Raw genomic sequence first — 14,770 nt, 5'->3', positions numbered from 1 at the left:
TCACTTTGGTTCTTGCCGCTTGAACTTCAACTTAATGGCTCCTTTGCTACCAGCTTTTACACCATTGCCAATTAATTTAACTTCTCCTTCACCACTAATTTCCACCGATAACTCAATTTCATCTAACTGCATCCTGGAGTTGACTGCTTGTTCTTCTGCACGACTAAACAAACTTCCCACTACTTTGAGAAAGTGAGTCATATTTTGCTCTAATTTTTGAGCGCTCACTTTTACGGCATCTCCTACGGCTTTACTTTCAGTAGCCTCTCTGACTGCTTCTCCTCCCCAACTTCGTGGATTACTAATTCCGCTTTTAGCACCGTCAGGAATCGATATTTGAGGTGTTTCATCAGTAACAATCCATAAGCTGTCTGAGTCTGTTGGTGTGTCTAACATACTACCTTAAGTGTTTGTTTAGTATCTTGGCATAAATATATATATAAGGGTAGAAGTGCTTTTTGAAAATTGTAATTAACAAGGCAATATCTATGGTGGGCTATGTTTTGTCTCTTTACCTTTTGATGATGCAGCCGCTACAATTTCTTGCAACATTCGTGCTTTTGTGGCAACTTTAGCTATTTCTATTGCCCCTTACGATTTACAAATTGTATCAATTGCCTAAGGGGATAATTTAATATTAGTTACGCACAATATTAGTGAATTTAGTCGCGTGAGTGGATTACAGATTAAGGATTGGGAGGAAACACGTTGGTTGATAGTGTGATTTTGATTCTTCTTTATCCGTTCCTACTTCTTTACCATATAATTAGTCTTATGTCAAGAAAAATACGTCAAAACATGGCAGTAAAAAATAAGCAAAAAGTAAGAAACAGATTTTTGATAAAACTCTAAAAACTATATATAGCAAGGAAAATAAATGGTACAACCGCGCAAGCATCTTGCTCAGCATTGGCTCAAAAGTGAAAAGGCTCTGGACGCAATCATCAAAGCAGCAGCATGTCAAGCGAGCGATCGCATCCTGGAAATAGGGCCAGGAACCGGCATTCTCACTCGTCGTTTATTACCTTTGGTACAATCTCTAGTTGCAGTGGAAATTGATTACGATTTGTGCAAACTATTAGTAAAACAACTAGGTAAAACAGAAAATTTTTTACTACTACAAGGAGACTTTCTCACCCTAGATTTACCATCACACACAGCAGCATTTCCTAACTTTCAAAAGCAAAATAAAGTAGTAGCTAATATCCCCTACAACATCACAGGGCCAATCATCGAAAAACTACTTGGCACAATTGCTCTTCCCAACCCAGAACCCTTTGACTCAATTGTGCTACTAGTGCAAAAAGAAGTAGCAGAAAGATTGTATGCTAAACCAGGGTCAAAAGCATTTGGAGCATTGAGCGTGAGAGTGCAATATTTAGCTGATTGCGAATTAATTTGTACAGTTCCCGCAGCCGCATTCCACCCACCGCCAAAAGTAGATTCAGCAGTCGTGCGGTTACATCCTCGACAAATAGAAACACCAGCAATTGACCCCCGAAAATTAGAAAACTTAGTCAAATTGGGATTTGGGGCAAAGCGCAAAATGTTACGAAATAATTTACAACCAGTTATCGAACGCGATCGCCTGACACAATTACTGGAAAAATTAGAGATAAATCCTCAAACCCGTGCCGAAGACCTCAGCGTCAACCAATGGGTAACACTAGCCAATGAGTTGGGAGTGGGGAGTAGGGGGAGATGGGGAGATGAGGGAGATGAGGAAGATGAGGGGGATGAGGGAGATGAGAGAGATAAGGAAGAAAATAACTAAACCAATTCCCAATTCCCAATTCCCAATTCCCAATGCCCCATGCCCCATGCCCAATTCCCAATTCCCAATTCCCAATTCCCCACTTTTAAAATGCGTTCCTACACCTTAATTGCCCCTGCCAAAATTAACTTGTATTTAGAAATCATCGGCGATCGCGCCGATGGTTACCATGAGTTAGTAATGATACTGCAAAGTATCGACCTTGCCGACCAAATTGAACTGCATTCCATCGACAGCGAAACCATTCGGGTTCATTGTGACCACCCACAAGTACCGACAGATAAAAGTAATCTGGCATACCGCGCCGCAGAACTCATGGCAACCCAATTTCCTGAAGCCTTTAGGAAATATGGGGGTGTAGAAATTACTGTCAACAAGCACATTCCTGTAGCTGCTGGGTTGGCTGGAGGTTCCACAAATGCAGCAGCAGTGTTGGTGGGGATAGATTTATTGTGGAACCTCGGACTCACTCAATCAGAATTAGAAGAACTAGGAGCAAGCCTCGGCTCAGATGTACCGTTTTGTGTGGCGGGTGGAACAGCTATCGCCACAGGTAGAGGCGAACAACTTTCACCTCTACCAAGTTTGGATACTATATATATAGTATTGGCAAAATATCGTAGCTTAGAAGTCTCCACCGCTTGGGCATACAAAACATATCGCCAGCAGTTTGGTAATACTTACATTAGAAATACCGAAGATTTAGCAGCGCGTGCAGCCGCAGTCCATTCAGGAGGAATAGTCAAAGCAATCTTTGACAAGGACACAGCAGAAATTGCCCAAAAACTACACAATGATTTAGAGCGGGTAGTATTGCCAGCTTATCCCCAAGTATTGCATCTGCGAGAAGTGTTTGCAAATCAAGCAGGCGTTTTGGGAACTATGATGTCTGGTTCCGGGCCCACAGTGTTTGCTCTTGTTGAGTCTTTCCAACAAGCCGAAGCAGTTAAACTCAATATCACAGAAGCAATCAGTAGCGAAGATTTAGAATTGTTTGTAACTCGGATGACCACACATGGAATTCAGATAGTATCGTCAGTATAGAGAATGGGGAATGGGGAATAGGGAATAGGAAAGAATTATCTCCAATGCCCAATGCCCAATGCCCAATTCCCCATGCCCAATGCCCAATGCCCCAATCTAAAATTGTATGAGTGACCAAGATTTAACGCCACAAACAGAAACTCAAGCGCAAATTCTACCGACTGTGTTACGCAGTTTAACAGGAGCGGTGATTTCGGGAGGACTAGGATTTGCACTTTATTCATTGATGATTGCGATCGCCACAAATTTTGCAACCAAACCCATTCATTCAGCTAATGTATTAGTAGTGAGAATTACCTCTGCTGTTCGTACCCTGGTTGTAGGCGTGGTTGCTTTGGGAAGTGGCATATTTGCTATAGTCGCAATTGGTTTATTGGCTTTGGCAGTGCAAATGTTAGTACAGCAGTTGACAAAGCCCAAAAGCAGTTGATATAAAAGGCAGCAGGTAAGAGGAAACAACTTCTATCAAGCCTTGCGTTGTCTGTCTTAATTACGAATTACCAAGGCTTTGACCTCAGTATTATCTATATATATAGTCTCTCATCTGAGGACGATTATTGAGCAGTTGCAAATTTGTATTTCTGGAAGGCTGAAATACTTGATGTTGTTTTCTCCAAGTTTTAGGAGGTAGTCCGTGGTATTGACGAAACTGGCGGGAGAAATGACAGGCATTTTGATAGCCTAGCGCTGTAGCAATCTGTTCAATTGTCTGGTCAGTATCCCTCAGTAAGGGGCGTGCTGCTGCCATTTTGCGCCTCACAATCCAGCCGTTGACAGTTTCTCCTGTTTGTTTTGCGACTCTGCTGGTTAAGTAAGCTGGTGAATAACCAACTGCAAGAGCGACATTGGATAAGGTAATGCCTTGATGGTAGTTAGCTTCAATGTAGTCGAAAACTTCTTTGAGTTGGGGAATTGATGGAAAGAATGATTCACAAGTTGTCGGCGAAGTGGTGTTTTTTGGTAGCGATGCTGACATATCCCTAGAGCTAGTAGCATACCAGGATCTAAGAAGAGCTTGTTTTTCTAATCGAATTGCGATCGCTCTGAGTAATTCCTCTACAGTAGAAGGTTTGGTAAGATAATCGTCTGCCCCCAACTCCATCCCTTTGCGAACACATGCCTTAGTACTACTACCAGTGAGGAAAATGAAGGGAATAATAGCAGTCAAGGGATCTTGGCGCAGGGTATTCAAAACTCCATAACCATCCATATCCGGCATTGTAATATCGCAAATTACCAAGTCAGGTAAATACTTTTGAGCTTGCTCAATACCAACAAGACCATTTTCAGCACTTATTGTTTCAAAACCTTCAGCCTCAAGAATGTTTAAGAAGAGATTGCGAGTAGCAGCATCATCTTCAATTATGAGAATTGTTTTCGAGGATTCATGCATCATTTGTTGTTCACTCGGATGTATGGCAAGGAATGATTACCAAACTCTGTGCTGAGTACTGTGTTAAAGAGCTATGAGGGTGGAACACACAAAATGGAAATTGGAAAACTTTTATTTCACTGATGGCAACGCCACAGTAAACTTAGTACCTGTACCAACTTCACTTTCCAGGTTGATTTGACCCCTATGTAAATCTACAAGGGTTTTGACAACCGATAGCCCTAGTCCAGTACCAGGCAAATTCTTACTATTCTTACCTCGATAAAATGGTTCAAATATTCGCTCTTTGTCTACTACTGGAATGCCAACCCCCCTATCTGTAACTTGGAAAATTACTTTCTCCTCTTCACAAAAAAGTTCTAAATCAACCGCGCTACCAACCGGAGAATACTTAACTGCATTATCAAGCAAGTTCTTAAGAATAGGCTCCAGCAGTCTTTGATCAATACAAGTTGTCAAACAACTACCTTGACTCAAAAAATTAATCGAGTTTTGGCTGTGACTCATCTGTATCTGTACCACTATTTCATTGCAAAACCGAAGCAGATCGAGTGGTTCAATTTCAAGATTCAGCTTTGCTGTTTCTGCCTTGGCAAATAAGATCACATCATCCAACATCTGGCTGAGTTTTTCAATGGCTGTTTGAATATGCTCAAGTAAAGGTCGTGTTTTTTCCTTTCTCCATTCGTCGCCCTGTCTCTGGAGTAAACTATTAGAGAATGAAATCACGTTCAGCGGTGTGCGGAATTGATGGCATAGCACAGAAACAAAGTTTGCTCTCAATTCTCTATATTCTTGTGCTTGTTCTAAAGCCTGACGCAGTTCTGATTCTACCTGTTTGCAATCACTAATCTCCCAAATGCTCCATACTCTACCGATAATTTTGCCATTCAACCACTGCGGCAGTGAGTATTGGGCAAAGACTCTTCCATCCATCAACTCCAGAATATCGTAGCTTTGGGAATCAGGTTGGCTGGAAACTTCCCACATCACCCCCCGAAAAGCTTCTGCATTTTTTAATTGATTCTCCAAAAAGGCGCTTGCTTGAGAAAAGTTTTTGGATAGCATCAGGGACTCTGGGATTTGCCACATGTCCACAAACTTCTGGTTAAAGCTCAGAATCTCTCCTTCCAAATTAACTGCAACAATACCATTAGCAGTAGATTCGATAATAGAACGAAGTATAGACAGGGATATTTCTAGCTTAGCCTCCTGCTTCTTCAATTGAGAAACTTCCTGCTGTAAATGCTCTTGAGCATCCCTTAATTCATCAATCCACTTTTGCATGGTTAACTCTACTAATTCATCACTCTTCTCTCACACCAATACACAAGCAAAGTTACTAGTTTGATGTTCTACATAGCAAATGGTAACCTCCTTCATAGTTGCATAGTCATTGATACCCCAATTTTGCCATTGTTGTGACTAATGCTGTAGTGAAAAGTCTACATTTATACACTTCAGGCTAATGGTTAGAGCCATTAATTAGCTGAGAATCATAACTTCCAAAAATTCTCATCACAGTATTAGCCGCCAAAAAATAATTAAATAAAAAAGTTGAACTTATCCATTACTATTGAAAATATGATTTTACAAAATCAAGAGTGCTAGCTGGAATTTATGTAACATAAATATACATTTTTTTGAACGATATTATACTACAAATAATCAGTATTTTATATTCATAGTTTTCGATATCATCAGATAGTTTCAACTCTTAATTAATATACAGTAGTATTTGTTTTCTTCCTGTTTTACAAAAAGGAAGTATCTTTTAAAACACCTAATTATTGCATATATTATACCTGCTTTATAAGTGGAATACTATATTGATTTACAGGCTTCAGTGTTTCATAGCAAATACTTTTATGTTAACCTAAAAAATTTGGGTAATGTTTTTAAATCTATTATTTAGCAAAATAAATAAACCAAAATTAAATTCTAAATCTGCTTATAATTAATTCTAGCTTAACATTTATTTAAGCCTCTTGCATACCAGATAAGCTAGCTAACTTGTGATTTTTCACAACATGAGTTTTTCAAATATCATTGTTCTACTTTTACTACTTAAATTTATTTGAAAATAAATTACTGATTTTTCATAAATAAAACTTCTATTATTTGACTATTTCAGGGATTTAACTATAGAAGAACAAGCAGAGTCATCTTTCAAAAGGTATATATTTTGTAAATATTTATATACGAGTTATTAATAATACATATAACAGCAAAAATAGCAGATTATAACAACAAATGTATTAATGAACACAAGCAGTCTGACTCCAAAGATATTCGACAGCAAAACAATAACAACCACACTGTTATCGGTCTTTCATCACTTTCTTGAGTGAATATTCCAAAACCCTTGCAGTGAAACGCTTTGCAAAAAGTCAGCCTCGATCACCCACTCCTTCGAGGGATGGGATGAGCTTAACCAAATAATGCATGTTTCGGGTTTTGTGTGAGAAATTAAAATCTAAATCTCTGACAGTGCTGGGTTTGAGATTTTGCTTTTGATTTTTCTCTGGTCAAAGTGATCTAAACAAGTTATGAGGCGTTAATGGCTTGATATTAATTTACTAGTAACTTGATATACAAAACTTTTAATATTTTTTCAGTAGATTTGAAGTAGCAATATTTACTAAAAGTAACATATTTATTAAAATCTTAAAACTGTCAACTATCGGAAGGTAGAAACTACTGAGCTAGGCTAGGTGAAGATAATAACGATTGCAGCATAGAATATTGAGTGTGATTTGATTGGCAATAAGCTGAAAATATTTTGTTTTTTCTATAGTTAACATCAGTAAATTGAACTGACTCAATTGGCACAAGAAGACACACTTATATCAAAAAATAAAAAAGACAAAATCAAAAAAAGAATCTTTAGTTTGAGCTTTTGAACTGACGGAATGTAACTTAGTATAATTTGCTTTATTTAGAGAATAATATCAATCTCAGGCATCACCGTAATCAAGAATTCAGGAATAGCAAGAGCGAAAAAACAGATAGATGTGTCAAAAAATTGATCATATCTCTGTTGCTGAAGATTTAGTAGGCTAAGAAAAGAAGCTGCTTCTGCAACACGGTTCATCTGTAGGGGTTGGTTTAACTGGATATTTAAGAGGCAGATAAAAATGCTGACTAGTTAAATTCTCCCCTACTTTCAAAATCAATTTGCAATATATATTCACTCTTACTGTGCGCCAGTATATATTTTGCTTGAACTGCGTTTTACGCTGATTAATCTCAGTCTGTAGTATCAAACTCTGTTTGTTGAAATCATCGAGTTGGTTTGAAAGTAACAGGGTACTGATGAGCCAGTCGCTCATGAGGAGCTGCTGCGCGATCGCCCTTTACCGACAGACGCACGCAAGTTGGAAACTAGGGACTGCGAAACAGTTCTTGATTTTGAGCCTACAAGTTTAATAAAAGAGGGAACACCATGCATCATACCGATTACAATTGCAATGCACAAACAGGGAAAAAAATCAATGCCGAACAAATTGAACAAATTGTGAAAGCAATTATTGCCGGCAAGTATTCTTGGGCATGTGTTTTAATTCTGCGTTTTTCTGGCTACAACCCCATAGACTACATACCATACCGCACCTACATTCGACTCCTGAAAAACAACTGCCTAGTTGAAAGTTCCAAAGCCAATGACACTGAGAGTAAAAATCAAAAATTAGAAGCTTATGATATGAAATCCAATTGGGTTAGGCTCTAAAAACAAAAAAAATTGATCTGACTTCATACTTTCTGAGTCACTCCATCTCCCGATTTGTCGCAGCTTATGATTTACCCACGTACTCCTGTTAATAGCCGACTGCATCCCATTCTCAGAGAGATTGTGTGGCACAAAAAGCAGGAAGTAGTACACATGCATCAACAGATGTCTTTAGCTTCTTTGCAACGCCAGCTAACTGCTGCGCCAACAGTGCGAGATTTATTGACTGCCTTGCAACAAAGTCCTTACCGACCCAGCTTGATCACAGAAGTCCAGAAAGCTTCACCAATTTATGGAATAATTAGAACAGATTTTGACCCATTAGCGATCGCAAAAGCATATCAGCATAGTGGTGCAGCTTGTATATCAGTTGTCACCGACTCATCATTTTATCATGGCAGTTTTGAAAATCTGCGTACAATTCGCAAGAGTTTATCATTGCCCCTATTATGCAAAGAGTTTATCATTGACCCCTGCCAAATTTATTTAGCACGGGCAGCAGGCGCAGACGCTGTGCTACTCATAGCCGCCATTCTCACAGACCGAGAACTACAAGACTTATTGCGAATAATTCATTATTTAGGAATGAATGCCTTAGTGGAAGTTCATAACTTGACAGAACTAGATCGGGTACTCAAGTTAGACGACATCCGCTTAGTAGGAATTAATAATCAAAGTTTAGAAGATTTTACTATCGATATCAGTACAACTCAAAGATTAATGGCAGCCAGGCGATCGCAATTGCAAAACTTGGGTGTGGTTGTCGTCAGTGAGTCAGGCTTGTATACCCATGCTGATTTAGCACTAGTAGCCGATGCTGGTATACATGCCGTACTTGTAGGAGAATCTTTAATTAAAGAAGAAGATATAGAACAAGCCGTGCGTCGTCTAATCAAACCTTGAGCCTGCGCTGTGGGGAGATGAGGGAGATGAGGGAGATGAGGGAGATGAGGGAGAAATAACTATTGACAACTAACAACTAACAACTGACAACTGACAACTGACAACTAACCAAAAAGTCCTCCTAGCAATCGCTGGGAGGATTTTGCTATTCACCAAACGTAATATTAATTCTTTGGAAAAAAGATTATGGTCTATGTAGTATACAAACTAGCATAATAAGTAAATCTTACATGGTTACGCAAGGTAAAGTGTGATGAGGCAGCGGATTTGGTCATTAACTCAAAAGTTAATTGTTAGCACAGTACTAACATTGTCTTCGATGACTCCAGTGCTAGCTCAATCAGACCAGTTGCTAACCCGTGCTGAAGTCTACAAATTAATCAAGATTGTTGAACTACTGCTGCAAAACCAAACTCGACGCCCAGCACAACCCAAAGATATCATAGTGCCTCGCGATGCAGTTAGAACTGGTGCAAGTTCTGAAGCTCAATTATTCTTTAACGATAAATCTTTGATTCGAGTAGACCAAAGTAGTACCTTTCGATTTGAACCAGGGTTGCGTCGCTTTAAGCTACGAAATCTCATCGCCCTGAACGAAATGATATTTAAATTGGAAAATGGTACTGCTTTAATTTTGAGTCCGCCTGGTAGTGTAGGGACTGAAGTAGAAACGCCACAAAGTCAAATTAGTATCCTCGCAGCACGTCCTGCAACCACCGCATCTCAAATAAAGCATAATCTGGCGCTGATTGCTATGAGTAAAAGCAGCAAAATCAGCCAAAATAACGATTTATTTCTGCCAGCACAAAAAGCCAGTGCAGTCATGGTCATACACGATGATACACGCAACGCCACACAAGTTTTTGCTCTCACTGATGGAGATATTAAAATATCCGACTCTCAAGGTAAAAAAACTGTTGCCTTGCAAGGTGGGCAGACAGTAGCAGTTAAAAATGGATTGGTAGGTAAAGTACAAGAATTCGACCTACCAGCATTTTATAAAACTATTTCACTCACCTCTGGTTTAGGGCCAGGGCAAGAAAATTTAGTCGCCCAAGAATCTACTCCAGTTCAGGAAACGCTCAACGCTGTTCGCAATGAAACTTTAGCTTCATTGAAAAATCAAGCAAAAAGATTTAAAGGATTTACTAGAACTTTTCTCGCAGATGCACTCAATGGCACAGAAGGTGATTTAAATCCTCGGCCACCAGTTTCTATCAGAATTGTCAACCCGCAAGTTGTTACTGGCACTTTTTACAGAAGAGAAGGCAATACTGCTGTTTTTATCCCTGATAGTGATCCAAGATCCCCAACTAGAATTGCAGTCGATTTTGATAAAGGTACAGTCACCATTAACGACAACACAGGTATCAAGAATCAAGCTGGTTTGAGCGGTAATAATGCCAGTGCTTCAGTACTCAACGCTAACGGTCAAATAACTCAAATTGAAGTCTTCGGTGTCAACGGCGACGCACCTCAAGAAGGAATACCTTATCGTGGTAGTTTGACAACTGGCGTTGCACGCGATCGCTAGTACTGCTAGGTACAATTAAAAATTCTCTAGTTATAACCTCTAGAAAAGTTTGAATTTTTATTCTTTTTTTACACTGGCGTCTAAAACTTAACTTTTTAGCATACTTCTTTAATATCAGGTGTGAGTGGTGACTATGAATAGAAAAAAAATATTGCTTCTATCAGGAGCAGCATTATTGTTATTAGCTGCACCTGCATTGGCAGAAAATTTAGAAGAAAAATTAACACCAGAATTGATTTCTGTCAATACACACCATAGCGAAAATGCTCAGCAGCCTGATACTCAACCTCTTGCCGATAGCAGCATGGAAAGGGTAACATCAGTATCTCAATTATCTGATGTGCAACCTAGTGATTGGGCTTTTGTTGCCTTGCAATCATTAGTAGAACGTTATGGTGGAATTGCTGGTTATCCTGATGGCACCTTTAAAGGCGATCGCGCCTTAACACGCTACGAATTTGCCGCAGGTTTAAATGCAGTATTAAATAAAATTAATGAATTAATTGCTGCTGGTTTAACAGATAAAATCAAAAAAGAAGACTTGGTAACATTACAAAATCTCAGAGAAGAATTTGCCTCAGAATTAGCCACTTTAACAAGTAGAATTGACACCCTAGAAGCACGGAATGCAAACATAGAAGCACAGCAATTTTCGACTACAGTTATATTGGCAGGACAAGCCATTTTTGGACTAGCGGTCGGTTCTGGTGGCGACCCCCCAGGCCAAGGACAAGCCAACACAATTCTGACTCACCTCACACAACTGCAACTCGTTTCTTCTTTCACTGGCAAAGACCGTTTTCGAGTGGCATTGGTGACAGGCAATTCTGCTGATGATAGCTTTAGCAATCCTAAAGCATTTAACACCAATATGGCCAGGCTGGCTTGGCAAGCAGATTATGATAATCAGGTGAGGGTAGATTCTATAGAATATCGCGTTGCAGCACTAAGCGATCGCGTAGTTTTTACCTTCAAACCTGTAGGATTTAGCTTAAGCAGTGTTCTCAGCGTTAACTCACCCTATGCTGATGCTGGCCAAGGAGCAATTTCCCTATTTGCAGGCTCAACTCCCATCTTGAAAATTGGCAGTCTGGATGCTGGTTTAGGCTTTGACTGGTTAGTTAACGATCAACTGCGCTTACAATTCGCCTATGGTACCAGAACTAGTAGCGATAGTAACCAAGGCATATTTGGTGCAGACCATAGTGCCTTGGGAGTGCAGCTATTATATAAACCAACTCCCTCTTTAATTACTGGTTTGGCTTATGTAAATGCTTATTCTAGTAACGGTCAATTAGATACAGGTACAGGCAGCAGTAATGCAGACACTTCAGGGGGAATTAACGAACCATCTCAAATTCATGCCATCAATGCCAGCATTAAATGGCAATTAACTAATCAACTAGTTTTTGGCGCTTGGGGAGGTGTAATGGTGACTAATTCCCTAAAATCAGATGCCGTTATCCTCAGCAGCACCTACACAGCATCTTTAGGTATATATGACCCCTTTGGCAGAAAAGGAGATTTATTAGGGTTACTAGTAGGTCTACCACCAAAGTTAAATAACGGCATATTAGTTGCAGATGTCGATAGTGGTAATTCAACACATTATGAAGTATTCTACCGCTACCTAGTCAACGATAACATTGCCATTACTCCTGGCTTTTTTATTGTCACTGACCCAGGACACATTTCTAGAAATGACGATATCTTCATAGGAACTATTCGTACCACTTTTAGCTTTTAGTTGATCATTCTCAAATGGCTAGTTTTTTCCTGCTTTTGTAACCCAAAATTCCCAATTTTTGAACCATGCCGCTTTTTTACATATGCCATCATTTCATCCATACTTTCTGAAAAAATTTCAAATATTTTCTGTACCACCTTGATAGCTTTAGCTTTTTGCTCTTGTGTCAGTTGTATATCTCGGATTAACTCATGCAAATGAGTGATTTTTACACAATGCTCGGTTTCTGCGGATAAGTGATACTGTCCAAAATAGCGGAAATCTTGATTAGTAATTTTTTGTAGTTCCTGTGTTACTTGTGCAGTAACAGCGAAAGTTACATACGCTGTTGCCTCTATGGCCTCAATTGCTGCTAGCACGACGGCAGGCTCAGCTTGAAAAGTATACATTGCAATTTGACGGCAAATCAGGCGTGTTTTATACGTTTCTTCGCTCCAAAGAAATCTAATAGAATCACTTAATTTAAATGATTGATTTAACCCTATTTTATCAAGGTCTTCTAGAAACCACTGACTGTGATCATCCTCTTCATAAGTGTGAATATTAATGATTTCTTGAATTGGGTCATTTGTTGGCTCTTTCCGAAAATTGTGTTTGCTCAAATCTTTAAATCCCATTGGCAGATGAGTCAGACCTGGAATCCAAGATAATCTGATGCTGGGGTCTATACTTGTGTCTTTCATAAAATGAAATAAGGGTAAATCGGCAAATTCTTGCTCCTTCTTCTTAATTAATGCAATGATATCTTTCATTTTTACTTTATACCTGTAGGATTTACGCACTGTAAAAATTAACTATATGTAATTTACGTGATTTACGTAATATGGGCGTTGAAGCCGTTTACTGCGAGTTTATTGTAGTCATATATTTAACTTGACAGATACTTAAAGATAACTGAAAAAATCAAAAATTGTATAGTGTATATGTACGATACTGAATACCAATTTGTAATTCAGCTTAGTTAGTGCAATAAAAAAACAGTCAGCCTTTTAAAACTGACTGCCACTATCATTTTTGAGCTAGAAGCACTTGTGATTCACGCACCTAGCTGAAGTGCATAAAGGTTTGCATAGACACCTTGTTGCGCCATGAGTTCAGCATGAGTTCCCTGTTCGACAATTTGTCCAAGCTGAATCACCAACACCTGATCAGCTTGGGTAACTGTACTCAGACGATGGGCAATTACAAAGCTGGTACGATTTTGTAGTAAACGAGCGATCGCAGTTTGCACCAAGGCTTCTGTACGAGTATCAATACTGCTGGTTGCTTCATCCAAAATCAAAATTCTCGGATTAATCAACACCGCTCGTGCAATACTAATTAGTTGCCGTTGTCCTTGGCTGAGAGGCGCACCCCGTTCACCCAACACAGTTGTATAACCTTGTGGCAGTGAAGTAATAAATTCATGCACATTCGCCATCTGTGCAGCCGCTTCAATCTCAGCTTGGGTGGCATAGGGTGCGCCAAAGGCAATATTTTCTGCAACAGTACCACTAAACAAAATATTGTCTTGCAAAACAATGCCAATCTGACGCCGCAAACTTGCCTGCGTGACAGTACGCACATCTACATCATCAATTTTGACAGCACCACCAGACACATCGTAGAAGCGCAAGATTAAATTAATAATCGTAGTTTTACCAGAACCAGTCGGCCCTACTAACGCCACCATTTGTCCGGGAGTAGCGTGTAAATTTACTCCTTTCAGCACAAGTCGCTGTGGGTTGTAGCCAAAGGTCACATTCTCGAATCTCACCTCACCCTGAATTGGGGGCATTTCCCCAGCATCAGGTGCATCATTCAGTTGCGAGGGTTCATCCAGCAACAGAAAGATCCTCTCTAATCCTGCAAAAGCAGATTGAGCTTGGGTATAAAACTGGCTAAGGATTTGGATCGGGCGGAAGAACTGCTGCACATACAGTAAAAACGATGTCACCACACCTACTGTTGCTTCACCCGTCACAGCAAGATAGCCACCATAAGCCAGCACACCCGCCGTTGCTAGGGTGTTGAGAAAATCGATTGATGGCAAAAATGCAGCAGTAATTGCCACTGCTTCCACATTGGCATCACGATTAGCAGCATTGAGAATGTTAAATTGTTCAATATTGATTTGTACCCGATTAAATGCTTGCGCTTCTCGCACACTGCCAATGTCTTCTTCCAACTTGGCAGAAAGTTCACCAATTGTCTGGCGTGTAACACGAAATTTTGCTCTTGCCCAACGCGTAAATATGCTTGCGGTCAAAATCATCAGTGGCACAACCAAATTGCTTAACAACCCCAGCCGCAGGTTAATCGAAAGCATAGCAATGACAATGCCCACCAAACTCAACAAGTTACCCAGCATTTGAGCAATGGTCTGTCCAAATGCCTGATTGACAGTATTAACATCATTTAGCAGGCGGCTCATTAAATCACCAGCTTCGCTACGATCAAAAAAGCTGAGTGGCAAACTCTGAATTTTAGTAAAAATATCTTGCCGCAATTGCGCCAGCAACCGCTGCATAATCCAGCCGACTCGAATAATTTGACCCCGCGTTGCCCAGACAGCAATACTATAGATTACTGCTAGTAATCCTAGTGTTAGTAGCAGTCCTGGCAAATTTCCCTGTGCAATCATATGATCAATCGACCAGCCAATT

At 39.8% G+C, this 14,770-nt stretch carries 13 protein-coding genes; 7 read left to right on the top strand and 6 right to left on the bottom strand.

The window, feature by feature from the left end:
- The gene (locus tag I8748_RS22190) at nt 1-396 is read right to left on the bottom strand and encodes a Pepco domain-containing protein (RefSeq protein WP_198126715.1); all 396 of its coding nucleotides are present in this window, start codon (nt 394-396) and stop codon (nt 1-3) included.
- A gap of 481 nt (nt 397-877) precedes the next feature.
- Here I8748_RS22190 and rsmA point away from each other — a divergent pair, with 481 nt between their 5' ends.
- The 3 genes from rsmA to I8748_RS22175 all read left to right on the top strand — a co-directional run bounded on the left by rsmA (nt 878) and on the right by I8748_RS22175 (nt 3,248).
- Nucleotides 878-1,774, top strand: a complete 897-nt coding sequence (gene rsmA / locus I8748_RS22185) for a 16S rRNA (adenine(1518)-N(6)/adenine(1519)-N(6))-dimethyltransferase RsmA (protein WP_198126714.1) — start codon at nt 878-880, stop codon at nt 1,772-1,774.
- A 90-nt stretch (nt 1,775-1,864) separates the two neighbouring features.
- The gene (gene ispE / locus I8748_RS22180; RefSeq protein WP_198126733.1) at nt 1,865-2,818 is read left to right on the top strand and encodes a 4-(cytidine 5'-diphospho)-2-C-methyl-D-erythritol kinase; all 954 of its coding nucleotides are present in this window, start codon (nt 1,865-1,867) and stop codon (nt 2,816-2,818) included.
- 106 nt (nt 2,819-2,924) lie between these two features.
- A complete protein-coding gene (locus I8748_RS22175) occupies nt 2,925-3,248 on the top strand; it encodes a DUF3082 domain-containing protein (RefSeq protein ID WP_198126713.1) in 324 nt (107 codons plus the stop codon).
- Nucleotides 3,249-3,338: 90 nt separating this feature from the next.
- On the opposite strand, the gene I8748_RS22170 is transcribed toward I8748_RS22175, so the two are convergent.
- The 3 genes from I8748_RS22170 to I8748_RS34695 all read right to left on the bottom strand — a co-directional run bounded on the left by I8748_RS22170 (nt 3,339) and on the right by I8748_RS34695 (nt 7,305).
- On the bottom strand, nt 3,339-4,214 hold the full coding sequence (locus I8748_RS22170) for a response regulator transcription factor (RefSeq protein WP_198126712.1): 876 nt from the start codon (nt 4,212-4,214) through the stop codon (nt 3,339-3,341).
- 108 nt (nt 4,215-4,322) lie between these two features.
- Nucleotides 4,323-5,498: a PAS domain-containing sensor histidine kinase gene (locus I8748_RS22165; RefSeq protein ID WP_198126711.1), complete on the bottom strand. Its 1,176-nt coding sequence runs from the start codon at nt 5,496-5,498 to the stop codon at nt 4,323-4,325.
- Nucleotides 5,499-7,149: 1,651 nt separating this feature from the next.
- Nucleotides 7,150-7,305, bottom strand: coding sequence for a hypothetical protein (locus I8748_RS34695; protein ID WP_214662702.1), 156 nt, complete (start codon nt 7,303-7,305; stop codon nt 7,150-7,152).
- 351 nt (nt 7,306-7,656) lie between these two features.
- Here I8748_RS34695 and I8748_RS22160 point away from each other — a divergent pair, with 351 nt between their 5' ends.
- From I8748_RS22160 to I8748_RS22145, 4 genes are all read left to right on the top strand, one after another.
- Entirely contained in the window at nt 7,657-7,941 is a 285-nt protein-coding gene (locus tag I8748_RS22160; RefSeq protein WP_198126710.1) for a HetP family heterocyst commitment protein, read from the top strand.
- Between the two features lie 66 nt (nt 7,942-8,007).
- Nucleotides 8,008-8,844: an indole-3-glycerol phosphate synthase TrpC gene (gene trpC, locus I8748_RS22155; protein ID WP_198126709.1), complete on the top strand. Its 837-nt coding sequence runs from the start codon at nt 8,008-8,010 to the stop codon at nt 8,842-8,844.
- 253 nt (nt 8,845-9,097) lie between these two features.
- Complete coding sequence (locus I8748_RS22150) at nt 9,098-10,378, top strand: FecR family protein (protein ID WP_198126708.1); 1,281 nt, start codon at nt 9,098-9,100, stop codon at nt 10,376-10,378.
- A 133-nt stretch (nt 10,379-10,511) separates the two neighbouring features.
- Nucleotides 10,512-12,125 carry an iron uptake porin gene (locus I8748_RS22145; protein WP_198126707.1) on the top strand — a complete coding sequence of 538 codons (1,614 nt, stop codon included), beginning with the start codon at nt 10,512-10,514 and terminating at the stop codon, nt 12,123-12,125.
- Here I8748_RS22145 and I8748_RS22140 read toward each other — a convergent pair.
- Together I8748_RS22140 and I8748_RS22135 are read right to left on the bottom strand one after the other, a co-directional pair.
- The gene (locus tag I8748_RS22140) at nt 12,122-12,877 is read right to left on the bottom strand and encodes a hypothetical protein (RefSeq protein ID WP_198126706.1); all 756 of its coding nucleotides are present in this window, start codon (nt 12,875-12,877) and stop codon (nt 12,122-12,124) included. The two genes, I8748_RS22145 and I8748_RS22140, sit on opposite strands and share 4 nt — an antisense overlap.
- Nucleotides 12,878-13,161: 284 nt before the next feature.
- Nucleotides 13,162-14,770, bottom strand: a 1,609-nt coding sequence (locus I8748_RS22135; RefSeq protein WP_198126705.1) for an ABC transporter ATP-binding protein, incomplete at its 5' end; no start/stop codon positions are given.

The organism is Amazonocrinis nigriterrae CENA67 (assembly GCF_016056305.1).
Lineage (GTDB): Bacteria > Cyanobacteriota > Cyanobacteriia > Cyanobacteriales > Nostocaceae > Amazonocrinis > Amazonocrinis nigriterrae.
Note: the sequence above shows the minus strand (reverse complement) of the source record. Positions and strands in the feature narration are given on the sequence as shown.

Bases quoted from the DNA above. Each gene is read 5' to 3' on its own strand.
- I8748_RS22190 (WP_198126715.1), bottom strand. From the start codon at position 396: ATGTTAGACACACCAACAGACTCAGACAGCTTATGGATTGTTACTGAT.
- rsmA (WP_198126714.1), top strand. From the start codon at position 878: ATGGTACAACCGCGCAAGCATCTTGCTCAGCATTGGCTCAAAAGTGAA.
- ispE (WP_198126733.1), top strand. From the start codon at position 1,865: ATGCGTTCCTACACCTTAATTGCCCCTGCCAAAATTAACTTGTATTTA.
- I8748_RS22175 (WP_198126713.1), top strand. From the start codon at position 2,925: ATGAGTGACCAAGATTTAACGCCACAAACAGAAACTCAAGCGCAAATT.
- I8748_RS22170 (WP_198126712.1), bottom strand. From the start codon at position 4,214: ATGATGCATGAATCCTCGAAAACAATTCTCATAATTGAAGATGATGCT.
- I8748_RS22165 (WP_198126711.1), bottom strand. From the start codon at position 5,498: ATGCAAAAGTGGATTGATGAATTAAGGGATGCTCAAGAGCATTTACAG.
- I8748_RS34695 (WP_214662702.1), bottom strand. From the start codon at position 7,305: ATGAACCGTGTTGCAGAAGCAGCTTCTTTTCTTAGCCTACTAAATCTT.
- I8748_RS22160 (WP_198126710.1), top strand. From the start codon at position 7,657: ATGCATCATACCGATTACAATTGCAATGCACAAACAGGGAAAAAAATC.
- trpC (WP_198126709.1), top strand. From the start codon at position 8,008: ATGATTTACCCACGTACTCCTGTTAATAGCCGACTGCATCCCATTCTC.
- I8748_RS22150 (WP_198126708.1), top strand. From the start codon at position 9,098: ATGAGGCAGCGGATTTGGTCATTAACTCAAAAGTTAATTGTTAGCACA.
- I8748_RS22145 (WP_198126707.1), top strand. From the start codon at position 10,512: ATGAATAGAAAAAAAATATTGCTTCTATCAGGAGCAGCATTATTGTTA.
- I8748_RS22140 (WP_198126706.1), bottom strand. From the start codon at position 12,877: ATGAAAGATATCATTGCATTAATTAAGAAGAAGGAGCAAGAATTTGCC.